The 25,595-nt window shown below is 52.7% G+C and carries 25 protein-coding genes and 3 tRNA genes; 22 read left to right on the forward strand and 6 right to left on the reverse strand.

Annotated elements, in window-relative coordinates; translation table 11 throughout:
* The first annotated feature begins 38 nt into the window (after positions 1–38).
* The 5 genes from pgsA to OGW17_RS06890 all read left to right on the forward strand — a co-directional run bounded on the left by pgsA (position 39) and on the right by OGW17_RS06890 (position 1,889).
* Entirely contained in the window at positions 39–587 is a 549-nt protein-coding gene (pgsA, locus tag OGW17_RS06870) for a CDP-diacylglycerol--glycerol-3-phosphate 3-phosphatidyltransferase (RefSeq protein ID WP_012131934.1), read from the forward strand.
* Positions 588–738: 151 nt separating this feature from the next.
* Positions 739–814: transfer RNA gene (locus tag OGW17_RS06875), tRNA-Gly, on the forward strand.
* Positions 815–866: 52 nt separating this feature from the next.
* Positions 867–940, forward strand: a tRNA-Cys gene (locus OGW17_RS06880).
* 12 nt (positions 941–952) lie between these two features.
* Positions 953–1,039: transfer RNA gene (locus OGW17_RS06885), tRNA-Leu, on the forward strand.
* Positions 1,040–1,223: 184 nt separating this feature from the next.
* Entirely contained in the window at positions 1,224–1,889 is a 666-nt protein-coding gene (locus tag OGW17_RS06890; RefSeq protein WP_049009361.1) for a YecA/YgfB family protein, read from the forward strand.
* 31 nt (positions 1,890–1,920) lie between these two features.
* Here the strand turns inward: OGW17_RS06890 and tyrP are convergent, their stop codons facing one another.
* Entirely contained in the window at positions 1,921–3,132 is a 1,212-nt protein-coding gene (tyrP, locus tag OGW17_RS06895) for a tyrosine transporter TyrP (protein WP_024130240.1), read from the reverse strand.
* A gap of 228 nt (positions 3,133–3,360) precedes the next feature.
* Between tyrP and OGW17_RS06900 the strand changes: the two genes are divergently transcribed.
* Positions 3,361–3,600, forward strand: coding sequence for a YecH family metal-binding protein (locus tag OGW17_RS06900; protein WP_286452152.1), 240 nt, complete (start codon positions 3,361–3,363; stop codon positions 3,598–3,600).
* 33 nt (positions 3,601–3,633) lie between these two features.
* Here the strand turns inward: OGW17_RS06900 and ftnA are convergent, their stop codons facing one another.
* Both ftnA and OGW17_RS06910 read right to left on the reverse strand, forming a co-directional pair.
* The gene (gene ftnA / locus OGW17_RS06905; RefSeq protein WP_012131939.1) at positions 3,634–4,131 is read right to left on the reverse strand and encodes a non-heme ferritin; all 498 of its coding nucleotides are present in this window, start codon (positions 4,129–4,131) and stop codon (positions 3,634–3,636) included.
* Between the two features lie 194 nt (positions 4,132–4,325).
* Positions 4,326–4,661 (reverse strand): YecR-like family lipoprotein, encoded by a 336-nt coding sequence (locus tag OGW17_RS06910; protein ID WP_047464021.1) that lies wholly within the window; start codon positions 4,659–4,661, stop codon positions 4,326–4,328.
* A gap of 259 nt (positions 4,662–4,920) precedes the next feature.
* Between OGW17_RS06910 and OGW17_RS06915 the strand changes: the two genes are divergently transcribed.
* Positions 4,921–5,559, forward strand: a complete 639-nt coding sequence (locus tag OGW17_RS06915) for an RpiB/LacA/LacB family sugar-phosphate isomerase (RefSeq protein WP_049010098.1) — start codon at positions 4,921–4,923, stop codon at positions 5,557–5,559.
* Positions 5,560–5,670: 111 nt separating this feature from the next.
* Positions 5,671–5,922 (forward strand): DUF2766 family protein YecJ, encoded by a 252-nt coding sequence (yecJ, locus tag OGW17_RS06920; RefSeq protein WP_012131942.1) that lies wholly within the window; start codon positions 5,671–5,673, stop codon positions 5,920–5,922.
* 62 nt (positions 5,923–5,984) lie between these two features.
* Here yecJ and OGW17_RS06925 read toward each other — a convergent pair whose 3' ends face one another.
* The gene (locus tag OGW17_RS06925) at positions 5,985–6,488 is read right to left on the reverse strand and encodes a non-heme ferritin-like protein (RefSeq protein ID WP_012131943.1); all 504 of its coding nucleotides are present in this window, start codon (positions 6,486–6,488) and stop codon (positions 5,985–5,987) included.
* Positions 6,489–6,974: 486 nt separating this feature from the next.
* On the opposite strand from OGW17_RS06925, the gene OGW17_RS06930 reads away from it, so the two are divergent.
* The 6 genes from OGW17_RS06930 (at position 6,975) to otsA (ending at position 13,836) form a co-directional block, all read left to right on the forward strand.
* On the forward strand, positions 6,975–7,532 hold the full coding sequence (locus OGW17_RS06930; protein ID WP_012131946.1) for a DJ-1/PfpI family protein: 558 nt from the start codon (positions 6,975–6,977) through the stop codon (positions 7,530–7,532).
* A 318-nt stretch (positions 7,533–7,850) separates the two neighbouring features.
* Positions 7,851–8,840 carry an arabinose ABC transporter substrate-binding protein AraF gene (gene araF, locus OGW17_RS06935; protein ID WP_012131947.1) on the forward strand — a complete coding sequence of 330 codons (990 nt, stop codon included), beginning with the start codon at positions 7,851–7,853 and terminating at the stop codon, positions 8,838–8,840.
* Positions 8,841–8,954: 114 nt separating this feature from the next.
* Positions 8,955–10,469: an arabinose ABC transporter ATP-binding protein AraG gene (gene araG, locus OGW17_RS06940; protein ID WP_071258743.1), complete on the forward strand. Its 1,515-nt coding sequence runs from the start codon at positions 8,955–8,957 to the stop codon at positions 10,467–10,469.
* Positions 10,470–10,484: 15 nt separating this feature from the next.
* Complete coding sequence (araH, locus tag OGW17_RS06945; RefSeq protein WP_024130242.1) at positions 10,485–11,471, forward strand: arabinose ABC transporter permease AraH; 987 nt, start codon at positions 10,485–10,487, stop codon at positions 11,469–11,471.
* Between the two features lie 165 nt (positions 11,472–11,636).
* Positions 11,637–12,440: a trehalose-phosphatase gene (gene otsB, locus OGW17_RS06950; protein WP_047464023.1), complete on the forward strand. Its 804-nt coding sequence runs from the start codon at positions 11,637–11,639 to the stop codon at positions 12,438–12,440.
* On the forward strand, positions 12,415–13,836 hold the full coding sequence (otsA, locus tag OGW17_RS06955; RefSeq protein WP_024130244.1) for an alpha,alpha-trehalose-phosphate synthase: 1,422 nt from the start codon (positions 12,415–12,417) through the stop codon (positions 13,834–13,836). Before otsB ends, otsA begins: the two co-directional genes overlap by 26 nt.
* Positions 13,837–13,842: 6 nt before the next feature.
* On the opposite strand, the gene uspC is transcribed toward otsA, so the two are convergent.
* Positions 13,843–14,271: a universal stress protein UspC gene (gene uspC, locus OGW17_RS06960; protein ID WP_012131952.1), complete on the reverse strand. Its 429-nt coding sequence runs from the start codon at positions 14,269–14,271 to the stop codon at positions 13,843–13,845.
* A gap of 793 nt (positions 14,272–15,064) precedes the next feature.
* On the opposite strand from uspC, the gene flhD reads away from it, so the two are divergent.
* The 6 genes from flhD (at position 15,065) to cheW (ending at position 20,502) form a co-directional block, all read left to right on the forward strand.
* Positions 15,065–15,415, forward strand: coding sequence for a flagellar transcriptional regulator FlhD (gene flhD, locus OGW17_RS06965; protein ID WP_024130245.1), 351 nt, complete (start codon positions 15,065–15,067; stop codon positions 15,413–15,415).
* A 2-nt stretch (positions 15,416–15,417) separates the two neighbouring features.
* Positions 15,418–15,996, forward strand: a complete 579-nt coding sequence (flhC, locus tag OGW17_RS06970) for a flagellar transcriptional regulator FlhC (protein WP_024130246.1) — start codon at positions 15,418–15,420, stop codon at positions 15,994–15,996.
* A 129-nt stretch (positions 15,997–16,125) separates the two neighbouring features.
* Positions 16,126–17,016 (forward strand): flagellar motor stator protein MotA, encoded by an 891-nt coding sequence (gene motA / locus OGW17_RS06975; RefSeq protein WP_024130247.1) that lies wholly within the window; start codon positions 16,126–16,128, stop codon positions 17,014–17,016.
* On the forward strand, positions 17,013–17,939 hold the full coding sequence (motB, locus tag OGW17_RS06980) for a flagellar motor protein MotB (RefSeq protein WP_012131957.1): 927 nt from the start codon (positions 17,013–17,015) through the stop codon (positions 17,937–17,939). Before motA ends, motB begins: the two co-directional genes overlap by 4 nt.
* 4 nt (positions 17,940–17,943) lie before the next feature.
* Complete coding sequence (gene cheA, locus OGW17_RS06985) at positions 17,944–19,977, forward strand: chemotaxis protein CheA (RefSeq protein ID WP_047463131.1); 2,034 nt, start codon at positions 17,944–17,946, stop codon at positions 19,975–19,977.
* Positions 19,978–19,998: 21 nt separating this feature from the next.
* Positions 19,999–20,502, forward strand: a complete 504-nt coding sequence (gene cheW, locus OGW17_RS06990; protein WP_024130249.1) for a chemotaxis protein CheW — start codon at positions 19,999–20,001, stop codon at positions 20,500–20,502.
* 105 nt (positions 20,503–20,607) lie between these two features.
* On the opposite strand, the gene OGW17_RS06995 is transcribed toward cheW, so the two are convergent.
* On the reverse strand, positions 20,608–21,876 hold the full coding sequence (locus OGW17_RS06995) for a dicarboxylate/amino acid:cation symporter (RefSeq protein WP_047463133.1): 1,269 nt from the start codon (positions 21,874–21,876) through the stop codon (positions 20,608–20,610).
* A gap of 404 nt (positions 21,877–22,280) precedes the next feature.
* Here OGW17_RS06995 and tar point away from each other — a divergent pair, with 404 nt between their 5' ends.
* Together tar and tap are read left to right on the forward strand one after the other, a co-directional pair.
* Positions 22,281–23,939, forward strand: a complete 1,659-nt coding sequence (gene tar, locus OGW17_RS07000) for a methyl-accepting chemotaxis protein II (protein ID WP_071258741.1) — start codon at positions 22,281–22,283, stop codon at positions 23,937–23,939.
* Positions 23,940–23,981: 42 nt separating this feature from the next.
* A complete protein-coding gene (tap, locus tag OGW17_RS07005; RefSeq protein WP_060815994.1) occupies positions 23,982–25,583 on the forward strand; it encodes a methyl-accepting chemotaxis protein IV in 1,602 nt (533 codons plus the stop codon).
* Positions 25,584–25,595: the final 12 nt, after the last annotated feature.

Consider the following 25,595-nt stretch of genomic DNA (forward strand, 5'->3'; position numbering starts at 1 on the left):
GGGGTAATTTCTCTGACAACAGATAGTTACCCGTCACTATGCAATTTAATATCCCTACGTTGCTCACGCTGTTTCGCGTCATTCTGATCCCATTCTTTGTATTGGTGTTTTATCTGCCATTTACATGGGCTCCCTTCGTTACCGCGCTAATCTTCTGTATCGCCGCCGTGACCGACTGGTTCGACGGTTTTCTGGCGCGTCGCTGGAACCAGAGTACGCGTTTTGGCGCGTTCCTTGATCCGGTGGCGGATAAGGTGCTGGTGGCGATCGCCATGGTGCTGGTGACGGAGCATTATCACAGCTGGTGGGTGACGCTGCCTGCCGCGACCATGATTGCGCGTGAAATTATTATTTCCGCGCTGCGTGAATGGATGGCCGAGCTGGGCAAACGCAGCAGCGTGGCGGTCTCCTGGATCGGCAAAGTGAAAACCACCTCGCAAATGGCGGCGCTGGCGTGGCTGCTGTGGCGTCCAAACATTTGGGTGGAATATGCCGGGATCGCGCTTTTCTTCGTTGCTGCCGTGCTGACGCTGTGGTCTATGTTCCAGTATTTGAGCGCTGCACGCGGGGATTTGCTTGATCAGTGATCGTTTCGCCGCAAATTTCAGCAAACGATCGTGGGTGGCGAAAAATATCGTTGACTCGTTGCGTCAGGTAAGTAGAATGCAACGCATCGAACGGCGGCGCAGGTTGCCAGACGATAACAAAATCAAGTGATTAACAAAGTTACTTGATGATGCGGGAATAGCTCAGTTGGTAGAGCACGACCTTGCCAAGGTCGGGGTCGCGAGTTCGAGTCTCGTTTCCCGCTCCAGTTTAAAGACATCGGCAATAGCGGGTGTCTGGCTGAAAAGCCTGAAGAATATGGCGCGTTAGCAAAGCGGTTATGTAGCGGATTGCAAATCCGTCTAGTCCGGTTCGACTCCGGAACGCGCCTCCACTTTCTTCCCGAGCCCGGATGGTGGAATCGGTAGACACAAGGGATTTAAAATCCCTCGGCGTTCGCGCTGTGTGGGTTCAAGTCCCACTCCGGGTACCATGGGAAAGACAAGAATAATCAAAGCAATAAGCAGTGTCGTAAAACCACCTCCGGGTGGTTTTTTTGTGTCTGTCATCTGTTCGCTGATGATCTTGTCTGCCATTCCTTCCCCAATAAGTATCCCTTACTTCGCCAGCCATGTAAGATAATCGCGGGCGAGAGTATTTCACTGAGGAAAAGCGTTATGAAAACAGGACCGTTAAACGAAAGCGAGCTGGAATGGCTGGATGATGTACTGACAAAGTACAATACCGATCACGCGATTCTGGATGTGTCAGAGTTGGATGGTTTACTGACGGCTGTACTCAGTTCGCCTTATGAGATTGAGCCAGAGCAATGGCTGGTCGCGGTATGGGGTGGGGCGCAGTATGTTCCGCGCTGGTCCTCTGAAAAGGAGATGACGCGTTTTATGGAACTGGCGTTTCAGCATATGGCGGATACGGCAGACAGGCTTAATGAGTTCCCGGAACAGTTTGAACCGCTGTTCGGTCTGCGTGAAGTCGAAGGTCATGAGCTGACCATCGTGGAAGAGTGGTGCTTTGGCTATATGCGCGGGGTCGCGCTCTCTGACTGGTCCACCTTACCGGATACGCTACAACCCGCGCTGAAAGCCATTGCGCTGCACGGTACGGAAGAGAACTTCGCCGTGGTTGAAAAAATGTCACCAGAAGCGTTTGAGGAGAGCGTTAACGCGATTCGTCTGGCGGCCCTGGATTTACACGCGTACTGGATGGCGCACCCGCAGGAAACGCCGGTGCAGGTGCCGGTAAGAGCGGAAGTAAAGGTAGGGCGCAACGATCCTTGCCCCTGCGGCAGCGGTAAAAAATATAAACAGTGCTGTCTGCACTAAACACAAAAAAGGGGCTTAGGCCCCTTTTGTTTTATCCCACTTCAGGCAGTAGCCCGGCGGCGATACAGAACTGTACGCCGATCACCACTATCCCACAGGTAAAGACGAGGGCTAATGCCGGAACGCCGCCCGCGACGCGATACGTTGCCTGCGGATTATGCTTCCTGCTTTGCCACGCGAGCAGGGAAGGGATCAGCAACGCCAGCACCGCCAGCGCGACGCCAGCGTACCCCAGCGCCATCACAAAGCCGCGTGGGTAAAAGAGTGCGAACGCCAGTGGCGGCAGGAAGGTAATCGCGCCGGTTTGCAGACGCCCGGCAACGGTGTTACGTCGCTGGAACAGGTCTGCCAGATAATCAAACAATCCCAGCGCCACACCCAAAAACGATGTCGCCAGCGCCAGGTCGGCAAACAGATGCACCGCCAGTTCAACGTGCGGCGAGGCAACCACCTCACGCAAGGCCTGCAACAGGCCATTTAACCCGGCATGATCGGCCAGCAAGCCCATAAAGGTAGAGGAGTTGATACTGCCGAGCGTGGCAAGCTGCCAGAAAATGTATGCCACCAGCGGGATTGCGCTACCGGTGATAAACACCCATCGCAGTTTGCGAATATTACCGTTCATATAGCTGACGATGCTGGGTACGCTGCCGTGAAAACCGAACGACGTAAAAATGACCGGAATTGCTGATAACGCCAGACCCTGTTGCAGCGGCAGCGTAAGCAGATTCACTTTATGAATATGCGGCATCAGCAGCGCCAGCATGGCGATCAGGAAAATAATTTTGGCGCTGAAGAGAAAGCGGTTGAACAGATCGACCAGCGAGGTTCCGACGCACACGACGCCACCGGCAACCACGGTGAACAGCAAAACGCCCATCGCCGGAGACATATCGGCACCCGTCCAGTCGCTGATGCTTGAGGCCAGCAGTTCGCCAGCCCCGCTGATATAGGCCGCTGTGAGCGCATACATCAGAAACATCATGCTAAAGCCGGTGATCCATTGCCCATAACGTCCGAGGTAGCGTTTTGCCAACGTTCCTAACCCGGTATCTGCCGGAACGTGTTGATATACTTCCAGGAGCAACAGCGCGGTGTAGCACATCAATGCCCATAACCCAATCAATAACGCCAGTGTGACGCTGAAACCAACGCCAGCGGCGGCCAACGGCATCGCCAGCATACCGGCGCCGATAGTGGTGCCCGCCACGATAAAAACACTACCCAGAGTTCTATTTTTCACGCTTTCCTCTGTCCCAGAGATAATCAACGGTTATATCTGCGGCGCAGGGTAAGGCATAACATTATTTTCGTCAAATGACCGTTACAACATGTGTATACCATTGTTTACGAAAATTGGCATGAAGGCATGCGCCACCACGATTGCATCGGCTGTGCATGTAAACCTGCGTTAGCGCAAAGCGGTATTCACCGGCTCCCGGTAGGCTACAGGCTTTATTGAGGAGGATGTATGGATTCTATTCACGGCCACGAAGTGCTGAATATGATGATTGAGTCAGGCGAGCAGTATTCGAATGCCAGCCTGGAAGCGGCGATTACGGCGCGTTTTGGTGAACAGGCGCGTTTTCATACCTGTTCGGCTGCTGATATGACGGCGGCGGAGCTGGTGGCGTTTCTGGCGGCGAAGGGTAAGTTTATTGCGAAGGATGACCGCTTCTCTACGCACGAAAGCAAGATCTGCCGTCATTGAGCCTAAACGGTGAGGGGGACTCACCGTTTAATTTTAGTTTTGGGTATCAAGCGTAGACAGTTCTTTATCGATGAAGTACAGACCTTCACCGCTTTTCCCTGCCAGCGTTAATTTATCAATAATAGATTTAAATAACTTCTCTTCTTCATGCTGTTCAGCGACATACCATTGCAGGAAGTTGAATGTCGGATAATCCTGGTTGGTCATCGCGGCATGCGCCAGTTCATTAATTTTCTGCGTAATTAATTGTTCGTGTTCGTAGGTGGCGCGGAACAGTTCATCCAGTGAAGCATATTCGGCAGCAGGCGAAGAGATCGTATTGATGCACGGTAAGCTACCGGTATCGGTCAGATAATCGAACAGGCGCTGCATATGCGTCATCTCTTCCTGCGCGTGACGACGCAGGAACGCTGCCGCCCCTTCAAAGCTATGGTAGCTGCACCATGCGCTCATCTGTTGGTAGAGCAGAGAAGAATATAATTCAAGGTTCATTTGCTCATTCAGTTTGTCGATCATTTCTGTTTTCAGCATGGTTCCGCTCCACAAAGAATCATTATACGTTGATGTGGCGTCACTATAATTTGTTATTTAATTATTTGCAAAAGGTAAAATAATAAATTTAATTATTAAAAATGCGAATGGGAATAAAACGCATTAACGCTATTAAATATAAAAATATACAATGAGAATAATTAAAGCCAGCAGCGTCATGCTGGCTAAAGATATTAATACCCGCCAGCGGATATTGGCTGGATGGCTACGCCCTGACACTGATAAGACAGCGTGATTCTGGTGTTCATGCACAGCGAACCGGCATAAACGCTACAGGTTGACACTGGCTGACCGAATGCGATGGCGTTGGCGTATCCCATCTGCTGACATTCGCGTGTCGCCGTACCGTGCGCAACATAGTCATCCGCGCGCGCCGTTTGCATCATCGCCTGGTTATAACTGAGGCGGACAATCCCGCTTGTCGGGTTGGTTTCACTGACCTGCGCTTGCTTGGTGAGGGTACATCCCGTCAGGGCTATGAGTGAGAGGCCAAGGATAAAGGTTTTCATAATATCGCTCTGAGAATCCGGTGACAGCACATCCTATCTTGAACAGTAGACATTCAATGGCCTGAATAGCTTAAGAATTGCCCATGATTAATCCCAACGACACCGGCTCTTTGTGCGATACGGGAAAAGTGTGAGCACATCTTAATTTTTTAAAACCATTTTTCACTAAATTTGAAAGTATGTTTGCGAGATAGTAATGTGACGTATACGTCAACGACTCACGGCGGGATTTCCCGCGACGCATTCAGGAGAAGACAGAATGAAAATTGCACTGATGATGGAAAACAGCCAGGCAGGTAAAAATGCCATCATTCATCGCGAGCTTAAAGCGGTAGCGGATGAAAAGGGATTCCCTGTTTTCAACGTCGGAATGAGCGATGAAAACGACCATCATCTGACTTATATCCACCTTGGTATTATGGCCAGCATTCTGCTTAACGCCAAAGCGGTGGATTTTGTTGTGACGGGTTGCGGCACCGGGCAGGGCGCGCTGATGTCGCTGAATATTCATCCGGGCGTGGTGTGCGGCTACTGCATCGACCCGGCGGATGCGTTCCTGTTTGCGCAGATTAACAACGGTAATGCGCTTTCTCTGCCATTCGCAAAAGGCTTTGGCTGGGGTGCGGAGTTGAATGTGCGTTTCATCTTTGAAAAAGCATTCACCGGCCGTAACGGGGAAGGGTATCCACCAGAACGTAAAGAACCGCAGGTACGTAACGCGGGCATTCTGAACCAGGTGAAAGCGGCGGTGGTGAAAGAAAACTATCTGGATACGCTGCGCGCCATCGATCCTGAACTGGTGAAAACGGCGGTCTCCGGCCCACGTTTCCAGCAGTGTTTCTTTGACAATTGCCAGGATAAAGAGATCGAAGCGTTCGTTCGCGACATTCTCGGTTAATGTGTCATGCCAGCCGGATAACGCGGCGTTTATCCGGCTTACCGCGTTTGCTTTGCTACCGTTTCTTCTCCTGAATGGGTACTATGGCGGCCTTTCTATAAGGAGCTTACTATGTCCCAACCACTGAACGCCGATCAGGAACTGGTCTCTGACGTTGTTGCCTGCCAGTTAGTTATCAAACAGATTCTGGATGTTATTGACGTTATTGCCCCGGTTGAAGTTCGGGAGAAGATGTCCAGCCAGTTGAAAAACATCGATTTTACCAGCCACCCTGCCGCTGCGGACCCGGTTACTATGCGGGCCATTCAAAAGGCGATTGCGTTGATTGAGCTGAAATTCACGCCGCAGGACGAAGCGCACTAAAGTAAAGCGACTGCGTAACAGCCTCCCGGTACGGGAGGCGTAACGTCGTGGCAATATGGCGGTTAGTGGTGTTGATAGTTGACGACGTTGAGTAAGTGTTTGTCCGTTTGCACCATACACAATCCCGCGCGTTTTGCGCTGCGAACTTCATCGAGAATCGTCTGTAACAGAACGCCATCCTGCTGCTGATCTTTTTCCAGGTCGTGGAGAAAGTTGAGCGTTGGCGCGTCATTCATTGCTTTGGCTTCGTCGGTTAAGCGTGAGAGCGTGCTGGCGCGTTGCTGATACTCATCCAGCGTTTTTTGAAATAACTCTTCAAGACAGGTTAACTCTTCGCCGGGAACATCAATGGCTCTCACGATGGGGTTGGCGCCTGCGTTCTTCATAAAATTGAACATGCGCATCATCTGGGTCACGTTTCCCTGCGCCTGGGTACGAAGAAAAGTCGCCGTACCGGTCAGACTGTGGTCAAAACACCAGTCGCTCAGGTGGAGGTAGAGGTTAGATGCGTAAAACTCAAGGTTCATTTGGGTGTTGAGCTTATGAACCATTCCAGCTGTCGCCATATCAATATCCTTATTTCCAGAAAGGGTGATGCGCGTTACTCATGTATGCGCAATGAATACTGTTAGCAGAATAAATCCGTTCTGCCGGTCCTTTATGTGATCAAAAAGCTGATTCCGTTGCCGATCGAAAATAAGCATAGCGCCAGTACGGCTATAAGAAAATCCTTAAATCCCAATGTTTATATTTTTTTACAGTTTGCTGAAGGTATATCGCTGACGGCGAATGTAAGAATATAACGAGTGTTGATATATATGATTGATTTTACGTGATTTTAATTTGATATTTATTTTTGAAATGATGTTTCATATCACAAAAGAAAATACACCGGCGTGTTAGGATCGAATAATTAGCGGGCGAAACAGTTCTGGCCAAAATTATCGACAACGTTTTTTGCGTCAGATCATTTTTGCCCATTTTTTAAATATAACCGAATGAACAATTTGTCATTTCGGTGTGATTAACACGAGTAAAGCGAGGAGTCGTAAATGAAAAAGGTCGCTGTCCTGCTGGCGCCAGGATTCGAAGAAGCAGAAGCCGTGGTCACTATTGATATTCTGCGTCGCCTGAATATTGATGTTGAAACGCTGGCCTGCGCGGAATCTCGCGCGGTAGTGAGTTATCACGATATTCCAATGGTTGCGGACAACACCCTCGCCGGGCGTCTGGACACGTTGTATGACGCCATCGTCTTGCCCGGCGGCCCGCAGGGGAGCGCTAATCTGGCCGCCAGCGCGCAGGTGATCGACTTCGTTTCCCGCCATGACGCTGCGGGTAAATTGATCTGTCCGGTCTGCTCCGCCGCAGCGCGGGTGCTGGGGGGCAATGGTCTGCTGAAAGGGCGCCGTTACGTTTGCTCTGGCGACCTATGGGAAAATGTGACTGACGGTGAATATGTTGATGCGCCGGTCGTGGAAGATGGCAATCTCTTGAGCGGCAAAGGGTTAGGGCATATTTTTGATTTTGCGCTGATGCTGGCTGCTCGTCTGTCAGGGGATGACGCTTCTGTTCGCGATCATGCCGATCATATTTACTATGCCTGGTAAAGCATATTTCCCCGGATGCGCCTGCATTCGGGGACAAGGATTTGCTGGCTGATGTTATGGACTAATCTGCTACCCCTTTTTTATTTGTCTGACAAAACCTTCTTTTTTTATGTCATTTTCCGCTGAATTTATGTACGCAATTACTGTAATTCTGCGGTGTGATGCCGCTCTCCTATGGAGAATCAATTTCCCGCTACAACTAACACCAGCACGGGTATCAATCCTTGGCTTTTAAGGTAATACCTTGTTTTACGGCTAAATTACAAAAAATCGTTCGATTTTACCCTACATAAAAGAACGCTAAAGCTGGAGTTAACCATGCACAAATTTACTAAAGCGCTGGCAGCCATCGGTCTGGCTGCCGTTATGTCACAATCCGCTATCGCGGAAACCATGAAGCTCGGTTTTCTGGTGAAACAACCGGAGGAACCCTGGTTCCAGACAGAATGGAAATTTGCCGATAAAGCCGGGAAAGATCTGGGTTTTGAGGTCATTAAAATTGCGGTGCCGGACGGTGAGAAAACCCTGAACGCCATCGACAGCCTGGCGGCGAGTGGGGCAAAAGGCTTCGTTATTTGTACCCCGGACCCGAAACTGGGTTCAGCGATCGTTGCAAAAGCGCGTGGGTATGACATGAAGGTAATCGCTGTGGATGATCAGTTCGTCAACGCGAAAGGTAAGCCAATGGACACCGTACCGCTGGTGATGATGGCGGCCACGAAAATTGGCGAGCGCCAGGGGCAGGAGCTGTATAAGGAGATGCAAAACCGCGGCTGGGATGTGAAGGAAACGGCGGTGATGGCGATTACCGCTAATGAACTGGATACCGCGCGTCGCCGCACGTCCGGCTCGATGGAAGCGCTGAAAGCTGCGGGCTTCCCGGAAAAACAGATCTATCAGGTTCCAACGAAATCCAATGATATTCCCGGCGCATTCGATGCCGCTAACTCTATGCTGGTTCAACACCCTGAAGTGAAACACTGGCTGATTGTCGGCATGAATGACAACACCGTGCTGGGCGGCGTGCGCGCCACCGAAGGTCAGGGCTTTAAGGCGGCGGACGTTATCGGCATCGGCATTAACGGTGTGGATGCGATCAGCGAACTGTCAAAAGCGCAGGCGACAGGATTCTACGGCTCGTTGCTGCCCAGCCCGGACGTACACGGCTATAAATCCAGTGAAATGCTCTACAACTGGGTAACCAAAGATGCGGAACCGCCAAAATTCACTGAAGTGACCGACGTGGTGCTGATCACCCGTGACAACTTCAAAGAAGAACTGGCGAAAAAAGGTTTAGGCGGCAAGTAACACAAATGCCGGATGGCGACGCGAAAACGGCTTATCCGGCCTGCGAATTGCGTATTCAGTAGGCCGGATAAGGCAACGCCGTCATCCGGCAAAATCCTGACTCACGGAGACGTTATGCAACAGCCCACCCCATATCTCTCATTTCGCGGCATCGGGAAAACGTTCCCTGGCGTTAAGGCGCTGACGGATATCAGTTTTGACTGTTATGCCGGTCAGGTGCATGCGCTGATGGGCGAAAATGGCGCCGGGAAGTCCACACTCTTAAAAATTCTCAGCGGCAACTATGCGCCAACCACGGGATCGCTGGCGATCCGTGGGCAAGAGATGACCTTTGCCGACACCACGGCTGCACTGAATGCCGGTGTCGCCATTATTTACCAGGAACTGCACCTCGTGCCGGAAATGACCGTTGCGGAGAATATCTATCTCGGCCAGCTCCCGCATAAGGGGGGGATTGTTAACCGGACGCTGCTCAACTACGAAGCCGGCCTTCAGTTACAACATCTGGGGATGGATATCTCCCCGGATACCCCGCTGAAATACCTCTCGATTGGCCAGTGGCAAATGGTGGAGATTGCGAAAGCGTTAGCGCGTAACGCCAAAATTATCGCTTTCGATGAACCGACCAGCTCGCTCTCCGCCAGGGAGATCGAGAACCTGTTCCGGGTAATTCGCGAACTGCGCAAAGAAGGGCGCGTCATTCTGTATGTGTCGCACCGTATGGAAGAGATCTTTGCACTGAGCGATGCCATTACCGTGTTTAAAGATGGCCGCTACGTTAAAACGTTTACCGATATGCAGCAGGTTAACCATGACGCGCTGGTTCAGGCGATGGTTGGGCGCGATCTCGGCGATATCTACGGCTGGCAGCCTCGCGCCTGTGGCGCAGAGCGGCTGCGGCTGCAAGAGGTGAAAGCGCCGGGCGTTCGCGCGCCTGTCAGCTTATCCGTACGCAGCGGCGAAATTGTCGGCCTGTTTGGTCTGGTTGGCGCCGGGCGCAGTGAATTAATGAAAGGGCTGTTCGGCGGAACGCGCATCACCGAAGGACAGGTGTTCATTGATGAGCAGCCCATTGATATCCGCAAACCGGCGCACGCGATTGCGGCAGGCATGATGCTGTGCCCGGAAGATCGCAAAGCGGAGGGGATCATTCCTGTGCATTCGGTTCGCGACAATATCAACATCAGCGCCCGGCGTAAGCATGTGCTGGGCGGGTGCCTGATCAATAACGGTTGGGAAGAGAGCAATGCCGAACACCATATTCGCTCCCTCAATATAAAAACGCCAGGTGCTGAGCAACTCATTATGAATCTCTCCGGGGGGAATCAACAGAAGGCGATTCTGGGACGCTGGTTATCGGAAGAGATGAAGGTCATTTTGCTTGATGAGCCGACGCGCGGTATCGATGTCGGCGCAAAACACGAGATCTACAACGTTATTTACGCGCTGGCGGCGCGCGGTGTGGCCGTGCTGTTTGCCTCCAGCGATCTGCCGGAAGTTCTTGGTGTTGCCGACCGTATTGTGGTGATGCGTGAAGGTGAGATCGCCGGTGAATTACTTCATGAACAGGCGGATGAACGGCAGGCCCTGAGCCTTGCTATGCCTAAAGTCAGCCAGGCTGTCGCCTGAGTAAAGGAGAGTAAGATGTCTTCTGTAACTACATCCGGTTCTGGCGCACCTAAGTCGCCGTTTAGCTTCGGGCGTATCTGGGATCAATACGGCATGCTGGTGGTGTTCGCCGTCCTGTTCCTGGCGTGTGCGATCTTTGTGCCTAACTTTGCCACATTCATCAACATGAAGGGGCTGGGGCTGGCGATTTCGATGTCGGGTATGGTGGCGTGCGGGATGCTGTTTTGTCTGGCGTCCGGCGATTTTGACCTCTCCGTCGCCTCGGTGATTGCCTGTGCCGGCGTCACCACCGCCGTGGTCATCAATATGACCGAAAGCCTGTGGATTGGCGTGGCGGCCGGGCTGCTGCTGGGCATACTCTGTGGACTGGTGAACGGTTTTGTTATCGCGCGTTTAAAGATCAACGCCCTGATTACCACGCTCGCCACGATGCAGATTGTCCGTGGTCTGGCCTATATCATCTCTGACGGTAAAGCGGTAGGGATTGAAGATGAGCGCTTCTTCACCCTCGGGTATGCCAACTGGTTTGGGCTGCCTGCGCCGATCTGGTTAACGGTAGGGTGCCTGGTTATCTTTGGTTTATTGCTGAATAAAACCACGTTTGGCCGCAATACGCTGGCGATTGGCGGGAATGAAGAAGCGGCGCGTCTGGCCGGGGTGCCGGTAGTACGCACGAAGATCATTATCTTCGTTCTCTCCGGGCTGGTGTCGGCGGCGGCGGGGATTATCCTGGCGTCGCGCATGACCAGCGGCCAGCCAATGACCTCCATTGGTTATGAACTGATTGTGATTTCAGCCTGCGTATTAGGCGGTGTCTCCCTCAAGGGCGGCATCGGAAAAATCTCATATGTGGTCGCGGGGGTGTTGATCCTGGGGACGGTGGAAAACGCCATGAACCTGCTGAACATTTCCCCCTTTGCACAGTACGTCGTGCGCGGCTTAATCCTGCTGGCAGCGGTAATCTTCGACCGTTACAAACAAAAGGCGAAGCGCACCGTTTAATGAAATAAACCGTAACTATTCAGTTTAGCTCCTCCCGATAGCCAGCCGCTACCCCGGCTGGCTATTGTCTTTCTAAATGGCGAGCAGCGTCACACTGTCTATACTTACATGGCTAATGGGGCCGATCCGTGCGCCTCAAAAACGATGATTAAGGAGGAGAACAGGGTGGCAGAACCGTTAACCGTATCCCCCGAACTGTCCGCAAACTATGCTTATTTTTTCGATCTTGATGGGACGCTGGCGGAGATTAAACCACACCCGGATCAGGTGGTGGTGCCGCACAATATTCTCCAGCTGTTACACCGCCTCTCGACGCATAACGCAGGGGCGCTGGCATTGATTTCAGGGCGCTCAATGGCTGAGCTTGATGCGCTCTCAGCCCCCTTTTGCTTTCCCCTCGCCGGGGTGCATGGGGCGGAACGCCGTGACATCAATGGTAATACCCATATCGTGCGCCTTCCGCAGGCGATAGCACGCGATGTCAGCGCGCGGCTGCACGCCGCGCTGGGAAATCTTCCAGGGGCGGAACTGGAAGCGAAGGGCATGGCCTTTGCGCTGCATTACCGGCAGGCGCCGCAGCATGAGGCGACGTTGCTGGCGCTGGCGCAGCACATTACGCAGAAATGGCCGCAGCTTGCGCTTCAGCCGGGTAAATGCGTGGTGGAAATTAAACCGAAAGGCGCGAACAAAGGGGAGGCCATTGCCGCGTTTATGCAAGAAGCGCCATTTGCAGGGCGTATCCCTGTCTTTGTGGGCGATGACTTGACGGATGAGGCGGGCTTTGACGTCGTCAATAATTTGGGAGGGATTTCAGTCAAAGTGGGTGCCGGGGCGACCCGGGCAACAGGACGTCTGGCAGGCGTTCCTGAGGTCTGGCGCTGGCTGGAAGAAATTAACAATCCACAACAAGAAAAAAAATTAATGAATGACAGGAGAGATGGCTATGGGTCGTTTAGTCGTAGTATCTAATCGAATTGCTCCCCCGGATAATAAAGGCGGCGCGGGTGGCCTGGCAGTTGGCGTACTGGGCGCGTTGAAAGCGGCGGGCGGATTGTGGTTCGGCTGGAGTGGCGAGACGGGCAACGAGGATAAGCCGTTAAAAAAGGTCACACGAGGCAATATGACCTGGGCGTCTTTTAATCTGAGCGAGCAGGACTACGAGGAATATTATTGCCAGTTTTCGAATGCGGTCTTATGGCCTGCCTTCCATTATCGACTCGATCTGGTGCAGTTCCAGCGCCCCGCGTGGGAAGGGTATTCACGGGTGAATGCGCTGCTGGCGGATAAGCTGCTGCCCTTACTGAAAGATGACGATATTATCTGGGTTCATGACTATCATTTATTGCCGTTTGCCAGTGAATTGCGCAAGCGGGGCGTGAATAATCGCATCGGCTTTTTCTTGCATATCCCTTTCCCGACGCCGGAAATTTTCAATGCCTTGCCGCCGCACGATACGCTACTGGAACAACTGTGTGATTTTGACTTACTGGGATTCCAGACGGAAAACGACCGCCTGGCGTTTCTGGACAGTCTGTCAAGCCAGACCAGAGTAACCACGCGCGGCAGTAAGAGCCATTCGGCATGGGGGAAATCCTTCCGCACTGAGGTCTATCCTATTGGCATTGAACCTGACGAGATCGCACAACAGGCTTCCGGGCCGTTACCGCCGAAACTGGCGCAGCTAAAAGCGGAGCTGAAAAATGTGCAAAACATTTTTTCCGTTGAGCGTCTGGATTACTCCAAAGGATTACCGGAGCGTTTCCAGGCGTATGAAGCGCTGCTGGAGAAATACCCCCAGCACCACGGGAAAATTCGCTACACGCAGATAGCGCCGACCTCGCGCGGTGAAGTGCAGGCTTATCAGGATATCCGTCACCAACTGGAGACGGAAGCAGGGCGTATCAACGGTAAATATGGACAGCTTGGCTGGACGCCGCTCTACTATCTTAACCAGCACTTTGATCGCAAGTTGCTGATGAAGGTGTTCCGCTACTCGGATGTCGGGTTAGTGACCCCGCTGCGGGATGGCATGAATCTGGTCGCGAAAGAGTTTGTCGCCGCGCAGGACCCGGCAAATCCCGGCGTTCTCGTTTTGTCGCAGTTTGCCGGTGCGGCAAATGAGTTGACGTCCGCGCTCATTGTTAACCCTTATGATCGGGACGATGTGGCCGTGGCGCTCCACCGCGCGTTGACCATGCCGCTTGCCGAACGCATTTCACGCCACGCGGAAATGCTTGAGACGATTATTAAAAATGATATTAATCACTGGCAGCAACGGTTTATTCGCGACCTAAAGGATGTCGCGCCACGTAGCGCTGAAACGCTGCATCGCAATAAGGTCGCCACCTTCCCAAAGCTTGCCTGACGCCCGCTAATCACCGGCAAGCGGGACCAGCAATACATCAACTTCACTGGCGCTAACGACACTTTTCGCTGAGCAGGACGCTCGCGAAAAGAAGCTGTGATTATGATTCCCGCAAATGACCAAATCCACCTGCTGCTTACGACACACATCCAGAATATGCGCGCTTAACTCCCCGTAAGTAATGAATGTTTGTTCAATCGGGTAGTCTGCCTTCGCACTCAGTTTGTCGAGAAAATCCTGCGTCTCTTCATGCATCACCTCCCGCAAATCTTCCAGCATGGGGGCGGCGAATTGATTATACAGCTCGGGATCAGAGGCGAGGGTAATCAGGCTAATGCGGGCATTGACGGGACGAGCAATGGAGACAGCTTTCGCTAACAGCTGCTGACTTTCGGGGGTAACGGCGACGGCGACAAGAATATGCGTATAGCTCATAACTCGCTCCTTATTGCAAGAATATGAGGTTTCTTCTTCAGCTTTACTCTGTTTAGTCGAATTCTGCAATGTTTTCCTGTGACGATAGTGTGAAGGTTATCATAATAATTCATTAATTATTCTTATAAATGGAATAGTGGCATAACGCACATTGTAAACGTTATTACGCGCTTTAACTTAAATCGACCAATTATGAAAACAAAATGTTAATTACGATGTAACAAAAATTAACTTGTTATGCATCATAGATACCGTCTATTGGTTAACCCTGCTTAATATTTAAGTGGTTGTTTAGAAACGATTAAATTATTTTACGTCCCCGACAGGAATATTCAGGAAGGGGGATATTTTCAGATGTTATTTTAACGGTGCTAAACATAACGCATGAGTGATTATTTACGCACATATTCGTGTATCTGGAATAGAAAAACTGAACGAAAGGCTAAAAAATAATCAAAATAAAAGTTCAACTGATGGATTTATGTTAAGTATTTGGATGATTTATGTGATCTGGATCACATATTTCTCAAATTCGCAGCCCGGCTCCGTTGTATGTGTTCGTGCTGACGAGTAGAGTTGCGTCGAATTAGGAAAAATCTTAGGCATTTTGTAATAAATCATGTAAACGTGTAAAAACCTGACACCCCATTAAGGGGGGTTTTACTGTATGCATCGGTGCCTGGGCGTGGCTATGCATTTGACCTTTTTGCTTTTTTTACCGGGGATTCCCGGCGACATCACGGGGTGCGGTTACACCGCATAAAAATAAAGTTGGTTATTCTGGATGGGAACAATGCATACATCCGAGTTGCTGAAACACATTTATGACATCAATCTGTCATATTTACTCCTTGCACAGCGTCTGATCGTTCAGGACAAAGCATCCGCGATGTTCCGCCTTGGTATCAGTGAAGAGATGGCGAACACGTTGGGTACTCTGACTCTTCCACAAATGGTTAAACTGGCCGAAACAAACCAGTTGGTATGTCATTTCCGTTTTGACAACCACCAGACAGTTACCCAGCTGACCCAGGATTCTCGCGTTGACGATCTTCAGCAAATTCATACCGGTATCATGCTTTCAACACGCCTGTTACACGATGTGAATCAGGCCGATGATGCGGCGCGTAAGAAAAGGGCTTGATGATGAGTGAAAAAAGCATTGTTCAGGAAGCTCGCGATATCCAGTTAGCGATGGAATTGATCTCTTTGGGCGCCCGTTTGCAAATGCTGGAAAGCGAAACGCAGTTAAGTCGTGGTCGCCTCATCAAATTATACAAAGAGTTACGCGGCAGTCCTCCGCCAAAAGGTATGCTTCCTTTTTCAACGGACTGGTTTATGACATGGGAGCAAAATATTCATGCCTCCATGTTTTGCAACGCCTGGCAGTTCTTACTCAAAACCGGTCTGTGCAGCGGCGTGGATGCGGTCATTAAAGCGTACCGTCTGTATCTGGAACAGTGCCCGCAGGCGGAAGACGGGCCATTGTTGGCGTTAACACGCGCATGGACGCTGGTGCGTTTCGTGGAAAGCGGGCTGCTTGAATTATCGACCTGTAATTGCTGTGGCGGGAATTTTATTACCCATGCGCATCAGCCTGCGGGGAGTTTTGCCTGTAGTTTGTGCCAGCCGCCGTCCCGCGCAGTAAAAAGACGTAAACTTTCCCAAAATGCTGCCGATATTATTCCACAACTGCTGGATGAACAGATCGAACAGGCTGTTTAACCGATACGGTGTGGACAAACACTCCAGCAGCGGTAAGTGATTAATTACCGCTGCTTTTTTTTTGCCTTGCCGACGTGTTATTCGCCCGACTGTACATCCTGTTTTAGTCAACAGCGGAAGGATGATGTCGTGCTTATCTTATTAGGTTACCTGGTAGTTCTCGGTACAGTTTTCGGTGGTTACATGATGACCGGCGGACACCTTGGAGCACTCTATCAACCGGCTGAATTCGTCATCATCGGTGGTGCGGGGATCGGGGCATTCATTGTCGGTAACAACGGCAAAGCGATCAAAGGGACGTTAAAGGCGCTCCCGTTACTGTTTCGTCGTTCGAAATACACAAAAGCGATGTACATGGATTTGCTGGCGTTGCTCTATCGCCTGATGGCCAAATCGCGTCAGCAGGGGATGTTCTCGCTGGAACGTGACATTGAAAACCCGAAAGAGAGTGAAATTTTTGCCAGCTATCCGCGTATTCTGGCCGACGCGGTCATGCTTGATTTTATCGTCGATTATCTGCGCCTGATCATCAGCGGCAACATGAATACCTTTGAAATTGAGGCGCTGATGGATGAGGAAATTGAAACCCACGAAAGCGAGGCGGAAGTTCCTGCCAACAGCCTGGCGCTGATGGGCGATTCATTACCGGCATTTGGTATCGTTGCGGCGGTCATGGGGGTTGTCCATGCGCTGGCTTCCGCCGATCGTCCGGCGGCTGAACTGGGGGCGCTGATCGCCCATGCGATGGTGGGGACATTCCTCGGGATTTTATTGGCCTATGGGTTTATCTCGCCACTCGCCAGCGTGCTGCGTCAAAAGAGCGCTGAAACCACCAAAATGATGCAGTGCGTAAAAATCACACTGCTTTCTAACCTGAACGGTTATGCGCCGCCGATCGCCGTCGAATTTGGTCGTAAAACATTGTATTCCAGCGAACGTCCTTCGTTCATTGAACTGGAAGAGCACGTACGCGCAGTGAGAAACCCGAACCAGCAGCAGACGACGACCGAGGAAGCATGAAGAATCAGCCCCATCCAATTATCGTCGTAAAACGGCGGAAACATAAGGGTCACGGCGGGGCGCATGGCTCCTGGAAAATTGCTTATGCCGACTTTATGACGGCGATGATGGCTTTTTTCCTCGTCATGTGGCTGATTTCTATCTCCAGTCCTAAAGAATTGATTCAAATTGCCGAATATTTCCGTACGCCACTGGCAACAGCGATAACGGGCGGACATCGCATCGCGAACAGTGAAAGTCCGATCCCCGGCGGCGGCGAGGACTACACCCAGCAGCAGGGTGAAGTGAACAAGCAACCCAATATTGATGAACTGAAAAAGCGTATGGAGCAGAGCCGTCTGAGCAAATTGCGCGGCGACCTGGATCAGCTGATTGAGTCCGATCCCAAACTGCGCGCATTGCGGCCGCACCTGAAGATTGACCTGGTTCAGGAAGGGCTGCGCATTCAGATTATCGACAGCCAGAATCGCCCGATGTTTAAGACGGGCAGCGCGGAGGTTGAACCTTACATGCGTGACATTCTGCGTGGTATTGCGCCGGTGTTGAACGGTATTCCTAACCGCATCAGCCTTTCCGGTCATACGGATGATTTCCCGTACGCCAGCGGCGAACGGGGATACAGCAACTGGGAATTGTCGGCCGACCGCGCCAATGCTTCGCGTCGCGAACTGGTGGTTGGCGGTCTGGATGATGGAAAAGTATTACGGGTGGTAGGCATGGCCGCCACGATGCGTCTGAGCGATCGCGGTCCTGATGACGCCATCAACCGCCGTATAAGTCTGCTGGTGTTGAACAAGCAGGCAGAAGAGGCCATTTTGCATGAAAACGCTGAAAGCCAGAATGAGCCGGTAAGTGTCTTACAACAGCCAGCGGCACTCCCGCCGGTAAGCGTTCCCACATCGCCACCAGCCAATCCGAGGTGATAGCGTGAGCATGGATATTAGCGATTTTTATCAGACATTTTTTGATGAAGCTGACGAGCTGTTGGCTGACATGGAGCAGCACCTGCTTGATTTGGCGCCTGAAGCCCCGGACTCTGAGCAACTGAATGCCATTTTTCGTGCGGCGCACTCCATTAAAGGCGGCGCAGGTACTTTCGGCTTTACCGTTTTGCAGGAAACAACCCACTTGATGGAAAACCTGCTGGATGAAGCCCGGCGCGGTGAGATGCAGCTCAATACCGACATTATCAACCTGTTTTTGGAAACGAAAGATATTATGCAGGAACAGCTCGACGCCTATAAAAGCTCGGAAGAGCCGGATGCCGCAAGCTTCGAATATATCTGCAACGCGTTACGTCAGTTAGCGCTCGAGGCGAAAGGGGAAACCGCTCCGGCGGTGGTTAACGCTGCCAAACTGAGCGTCGTCGACGGTACGGCGATACAGGAAGAGGCAGTCGCACAGGAAAACAGCGCGGAAGAGAGCAAACTGCGCGTGGTTCTTTCGCGCCTGAAAGCCAATGAAGTCGATCTGCTTGAAGAAGAGTTGGGCAACCTGGCCACCTTAACGGATGTGGTGAAAGGCGAGGATTCGCTGTCCGCGACCCTCGACGGCACGATTGCGGAAGATGACATCATTGCGGTGCTCTGCTTTGTGATTGAAGCCGATCAGATAGCCTTTGAGACGGTCTCCTCAGCCCCGGTCGCGCAGGTCGAAGAGCCTGTTGCCGTGGCAACTACGCCGCAACCGACCGCAGTGGTACCTGTTGCCAAAGCCGCCGCCAGCGAACCGCAGTCCGGGCGCGCCGAGCGTGAAAAGCCGGCCCGTGAGCGAGAGTCAACCAGTATTCGCGTGGCGGTTGAGAAAGTAGACCAGTTGATCAACCTGGTCGGCGAACTGGTGATTACTCAGTCAATGCTGGCCCAGCGTTCTAATGAACTGGACCCGGTTAATCATGGCGATCTCATCACCAGCATGGGTCAGTTACAACGTAACGCCCGCGATCTGCAAGAGTCGGTGATGTCGATTCGTATGATGCCGATGGAGTACGTCTTCAGCCGCTTCCCGCGTCTGGTGCGCGACCTGGCGGGGAAACTGGGCAAACAGGTTGAACTGACCCTCGTCGGCAGCTCGACGGAACTGGATAAAAGTCTGATTGAACGCATTATCGACCCATTAACCCACCTGGTGCGCAATAGCCTCGATCACGGTATCGAGATGCCGGAAACACGCCTTGAAGCCGGGAAGAATGCGATCGGTAATCTGATCCTCTCCGCTGAACACCAGGGCGGCAATATCTGCATTGAAGTGACCGATGACGGTGCGGGGCTGAACCGCGAGCGCATTCTGGCGAAAGCTGTCTCTCAGGGGATGGCGGTCAACGAAAACATGACCGATGAAGAAGTGGGCATGTTGATTTTTGCACCGGGCTTCTCCACCGCCGAGCAGGTGACGGATGTTTCCGGTCGCGGCGTGGGCATGGACGTGGTGAAACGTAACATCCAGGAGATGGGCGGCCACGTTGAAATCCAGTCGAAGCAGGGGACGGGCACCACCATTCGCATTCTGCTGCCGCTGACGCTGGCTATTCTGGACGGGATGTCCGTCCGCGTGGCGGGCGAAGTGTTCATTCTGCCGCTGAATGCGGTAATGGAATCGCTGCAACCGCGTGAAGACGATCTGCACCCGCTGGCCGGAGGCGAGCGCGTACTGGAAGTGCGCGGCGAGTATCTGCCGCTGGTGGAACTGTGGAAGGTCTTTGATGTCGTTGGTGCCAAAACTGAAGCCACGCAGGGCATTGTGGTGATCCTGCAAAGCGGCGGTCGCCGTTACGCACTGCTGGTTGATCAGCTTATTGGACAGCACCAGGTGGTAGTGAAAAACCTGGAAAGCAACTATCGCAAGGTGCCTGGCATTTCTGCGGCGACGATTCTGGGCGACGGCAGCGTGGCGCTGATCGTTGATGTCTCCGCATTGCAGGGTTTAAACCGTGAACAACGTATGGCGATCACAGCCGCCTGATTGAGTGAGAAAGGTAATTATATGACCGGTATGAGTAATGTAACCAAACTGGCCGGCGAGCCGTCAGGTCAGGAATTCCTGGTATTTACACTGGGAGATGAAGAGTACGGTATCGACATCCTGAAAGTGCAGGAGATCCGTGGCTACGATCAGGTCACGCGCATCGCCAACACGCCTTCTTTTATTAAAGGGGTGACGAACCTGCGCGGCGTGATTGTGCCGATTGTCGATCTGCGCGTGAAGTTCTGCCAGGGCGACGTTGAGTATAACGATAACACGGTGGTCATCGTGTTGAATCTGGGACAACGCGTGGTAGGGATTGTGGTGGACGGCGTGTCTGACGTGCTGTCGCTGACGGCGGAGCAAATTCGCCCGGCGCCGGAGTTTGCCGTTACCCTGTCTACGGAATATCTGACCGGTCTGGGCGCGCTTGGCGAACGTATGTTGATCCTGGTGAACATTGAGAAACTGCTGAACAGCGATGAGATGGCGCTGCTTGATATCGCCGCTTCCCACGTTGCATAACCGTTGACTGCCTGTGCCGGATGGCGGTGTAAACACCTTATCCGGCCTACATACGGCGATGAGTCATGTGTAGGCCGGATAAGCGAGCGCCATCCGGCAAATACATTACCCCACTAACTGCTGCGGAACGCGTTCTTCCGCGTCCTCTTCCAGCAAACCTTCATTCTGCGCCAGCATCGCGGTGGCAATCCCGTTTCCTAACACGTTAATGGCGGAACGTCCCATATCAAGAAAATGGTCAATCCCCATCAGCAACAAAATGCCCGCCACCGGAATATTGAAGCTCGGAATCGTGGCGGCCAGCACCACCAGCGCAGAACGCGGCACGCCTGCAATTCCTTTTGACGCCAGCATCAGCGTCAGCATCAGCACCGTAATTTCCGCAAAAGAGAGATGAATATTATAAGCCTGCGCGATAAACATCGACGCGAAAGAGCAGTACACCATTGAGCCGACGAGGTTAAAAGAGTAACCAATAGGCAGCACAAACGACACGATGTTGCGTGAGCAGCCAAACTTCGTCAGTTGTTCCAGCGTTTTCGGGTAAGCGGCTTCAGAGCTGCTGGTAGTAAAGGCGACCAGCACCGGATCTTTCAACATGCTGACTAAACGGAACACCTCTTTTTTCAGCACCATATAGCCCACGGCCAACAGCACCAGGCAGGTCAGCAGAATCGCCACATAGTAGCCGCCGATAAACGACGCGTAGTTAAGCAGAATCCCCAGCCCCTGGGTGGCGATCACCGAGGAGATCGCGGCAAAAATGGCCAGCGGCGCAACGTACATCACGTAGCCGGTTACCTTCAGCATAATATGTGAAACCACATCCAGGGCGGCGACCAGCGGCGCGTTGAATTTCTCGCCAAGCGACGCGCCGCCAATACCGAAGAACATGGAAAACACGACGATCTGCAAAATTTCATTATTGGCCATCGCCCCGGCAATGCTGGTCGGAATGGTGTGCGACAGGAATCCTTTTAAGCTCATACCGCCCACCGCAAGCCCGGTGTCGACCGATTCTGCCGGAATTGCCAGATTCAGACCGCTGCCCGGATGCTCAATCGTCACGATAAACAGCCCCACCAGAATGGACAACACGGAAGAACTGATAAACCAGACCATCGCTTTACCGCCAACGCGGCCGATAGTGGCGGTTTCGCCCAGACGCATGATGCCCACGGTCAGCGTGCTGAAGACCAGCGGGGCAATCACCATTTTAATGAGCCGTAAGAAAATATCGGTGAGGAGCGTGATGTTATCGGACCAGGCGGCGATCGCCTCCTGTGACGCGTAAGAGTGAATCACCGCGCCTGACAGGATGCCTGCCAGCATGAAGATCACGATAAATAACGTGAGTTTGTTTGCACTTGCCACTGAAAAGCCCTCTGGCTGGATTTAACATGTTGTTGTCAGTAACGCTTTTGTTTTATTTATTGAGTCGCACTGAAATATTCATCATATAAATTGAATTAAAGCGCAGGGGGATACAACTATTTTTTATTATTTATTCATTTTGTTGTGTTCTGACGGCTGTGCTTATGTGATCGGAGTCACATAAGCATCGTTTTTGTCGGCAAAATGCAAACTGTCCAGGAAGGTGATGAATGTTAATATAATGATAATAATGATGTTTTTCTGTCAATGTCTGGTTGCCGCCCCAAAACCGCCAGCCGCGATCCGCCGATCGGCGCTTCCTGCTTCTATTTCCTTTTCGCAAATGTAAAGTTCTCTTCTCTGGTGCCGATAACGTTGATAACTCGTTTTCAGGAAGGTGCCTTATGTTTAACCGTATCCGCGTTGTCACAATGCTGATGATGGTGCTGGGGGTTTTCGCACTGCTACAGCTTGTTTCCGGTGGTCTGTTGTTTTCGTCATTACAGCAGAACCAGCAGAGTTTTGTTATTTCAAATGATTTACGCCAGCAGCAGAGCGAACTGACCTCGACATGGGATCTCATGCTGCAAACGCGTATTAACCTGAGCCGTTCTTCGGCCCGCATGATGATGGATGCCTCTAATCAGCAGAGCAGCGCGAAAAACGACCTGCTAAAAAACGCCAAAAGCACGCTGGAGCAGGCGGCAACGCATTATGCCAACTTCAAAAATATCAATCCGCTGCCGGAGATGGCGGAAGCCAGCGGCAATGTGGATGAAAAATACCAGCAATACCATGCGGCGCTGGCGGAACTGGTTCAGTTCCTCGAAAACGGCAACATGGATGCCTACTTCGCGCAGCCAACCCAGGGGATGCAGAACGCACTTGGCGAAGCGCTGGGCAAATACGCTGGCGTGAGCGAAAAACTGTACAGCAAGGCGTTTGATGAGAGCGCGCGTGACTACCATTTTGCCCAGTGGCAATTGGGTATTCTGGCCGTTGTCCTGGTGCTGATTCTGGTTGTGGTGTGGTACGGCATTCGTCATACCTTGCTGAATCCGCTGGCGCGAGTGATTGCCCATATTCGTGACATCGCCAGCGGCAACCTGACCAATACGCTGACCGTCTCCGGGCGCAATGAGATCGGTGAACTGGCGGGAACCGTTGATCATATGCAGCGTTCGCTGATTGAGACGGTGACTCAGGTACGTGAAGGGTCTGACGCCATCTATTCCGGCACTAGCGAAATCGCTACGGGCAACACCGATCTCTCCTCCCGTACCGAGCAGCAGGCATCGGCGCTGGAAGAGACGGCTGCCAGCATGGAACAGCTCACCGCGACGGTGAAACAGAACGCCGACAACGCCCGTCAGGCGTCGCACCTGGCGCAAAGCGCCTCCGACACCGCGCAACACGGCGGGAAAGTGGTGGATGGCGTGGTCAACACCATGCATGAAATTGCCGACAGCTCGAAGAAGATCGCCGACATCATCAGCGTTATCGACGGCATTGCATTCCAGACCAATATTCTGGCGCTGAACGCTGCGGTTGAAGCCGCGCGCGCCGGGGAGCAAGGGCGCGGGTTTGCGGTGGTGGCAGGGGAAGTGCGTAACCTGGCAAGCCGCAGCGCACAGGCGGCGAAAGAGATCAAAGCGCTCATTGAAGATTCCGTTTCGCGGGTGGATACCGGCTCCGTGCTGGTGGAAAGCGCCGGTGAAACGATGAGAGACATTGTCAACGCCGTGACCCGCGTGACGGACATCATGGGTGAAATCGCGTCGGCTTCCGATGAGCAAAGCCGCGGAATCGATCAGGTGGCGCTGGCCGTCTCTGAGATGGATCGCGTCACGCAGCAGAACGCCTCGCTGGTGCAGGAGTCGGCGGCCGCAGCGGCCGCGCTTGAAGAGCAGGCCAGCCGTTTAACGATGGCGGTATCCGCGTTTCGTCTGGCATCTCGTCCATTAACCGTAAAAACAGACCTGAATACAACCGCAGCGGCGCCGAGTACAGCGCAACCGCGCCAGCTTGCAACTGAACAAGATACTCACTGGGAAACATTTTGATCGTCTTTTAATCGTGGCCTTTGCCGCCTAATGGGAGCGTTGATGTTTAATCGTATTCGAATCTCGACCACGCTGTTTTTAATCTTGATCCTCTGCGGTGTTTTGCAGATTGGCAGTAATGGCTTGTCATTTTGGGCATTTCGCGATGGTTTTCAGAGTCTGAACCAGGTCGAGCAGAGTAATCAGCAACGCGCAGCATTGGCGCAAACACGCGCCGTTTTATTACAGGCCAGTACCGCGCTGAATAAAGCCGGAACGTTAACCGCGCTGAGCTATCCACCCGAGGATATCAAACAGCTGATGACCACCGCCCGGGAAAGCCTGGCGCAGTCCGGCGTTGTGTTTAAAGGTTTTATGGCGACAGAGGCGAGTACGGAAGAGGGGAAAGCGTTACAGGCCGCCACGGAAAAAAGTTATACGCAGTGGTATAGCGATCTGGAGCATCAGGCCACCTGGCTTGAAAGCAACCAGCTGTCGGATTTTCTGACCGCGCCGGTACAGGCATCGCAGGACGCCTTTGACGCCAACGTCACTACCTGGCAGCAGAATATCAACCATGTTCTGGAGACGGCCAGCGAACAGGGAAAAGACAATTATCACCGCTCGGCGATCATTTTTATCACGATGGTGATCGTCGCCGCGTTGTTAACCACCGGGGCGCTGTTCTGGTCACGCAAAATGATTGTTCAGCCGTTGGCGATTATCGGCAGCCATTTTGACAGCATTGCGGACGGAAACCTGGCGCGGCCGATCGCCGTGTATGGGCGCAACGAGATTTCCGCTATTTTCGCCAGCCTGAAGGCCATGCAGCAGGCGCTGCGCGAAACGGTCAGCGACGTGCGGCAGGGCAGTTTAGCGATGCATACCGGCATTTCGGAAATCGCGATGGGCAATAACGATCTGTCGTCGCGTACCGAACAGCAGGCGGCGTCGCTGGCGCAAACCGCAGCCAGTATGGAGCAGCTAACGGCAACGGTCGGGCAGAACGCCGATAACGCCCGTCAGGCCTCCGGTCTGGCGAAAAGCGCGGCGGATACCGCGAAAAAAGGCGGCGACCAGGCTTCGCGTATGGCCAGCACAATGCAGGATATTGCCGCCAGTTCGCAGAAAATTGGCGACATCATCGGGGTTATCGACAGCATTGCGTTTCAGACCAATATTCTGGCGCTGAATGCGGCGGTCGAAGCGGCGCGGGCCGGTGAGCAGGGGCGCGGTTTTGCCGTTGTCGCAGGCGAAGTGCGTAACCTGGCGAGCCGCAGCGCGCAGGCGGCCAAAGAGATTAAAGGGTTGATTGAGGAGTCCGTAAACCGTGTGCATCAGGGATCGCAACTGGTGGACACCGCCGCGAATACCATGACGGAGATCGTCAGCTCGGTAACCCAGGTGAACGACATCATGGGCGAAATCGCCTCGGCCTCCGATGAACAGCGCAGAGGAATTGAGCAGGTGGCGCAAGCCGTCAGCCAGATGGATCAGGTGACGCAACAAAACGCCGCGCTTGTCGAAGAAGCCGCCGCCGCCACCGATCAGTTAGCGAACCAGGCAGACCATCTCTCTGCCCGTGTCGCGGTATTTAAGCTTGAAGAGCAAGTCGTAACACAACAAGAGTCGGCGCCGCCGCAAGCGGTACCCGTTGTATCCTGAATGTGATTGAGA

The sequence above is a fragment of the Citrobacter sp. CK181 genome (assembly GCF_030333595.1).
In the GTDB taxonomy this organism is placed as follows: Bacteria; Pseudomonadota; Gammaproteobacteria; order Enterobacterales; family Enterobacteriaceae; genus Citrobacter_B; species Citrobacter_B koseri.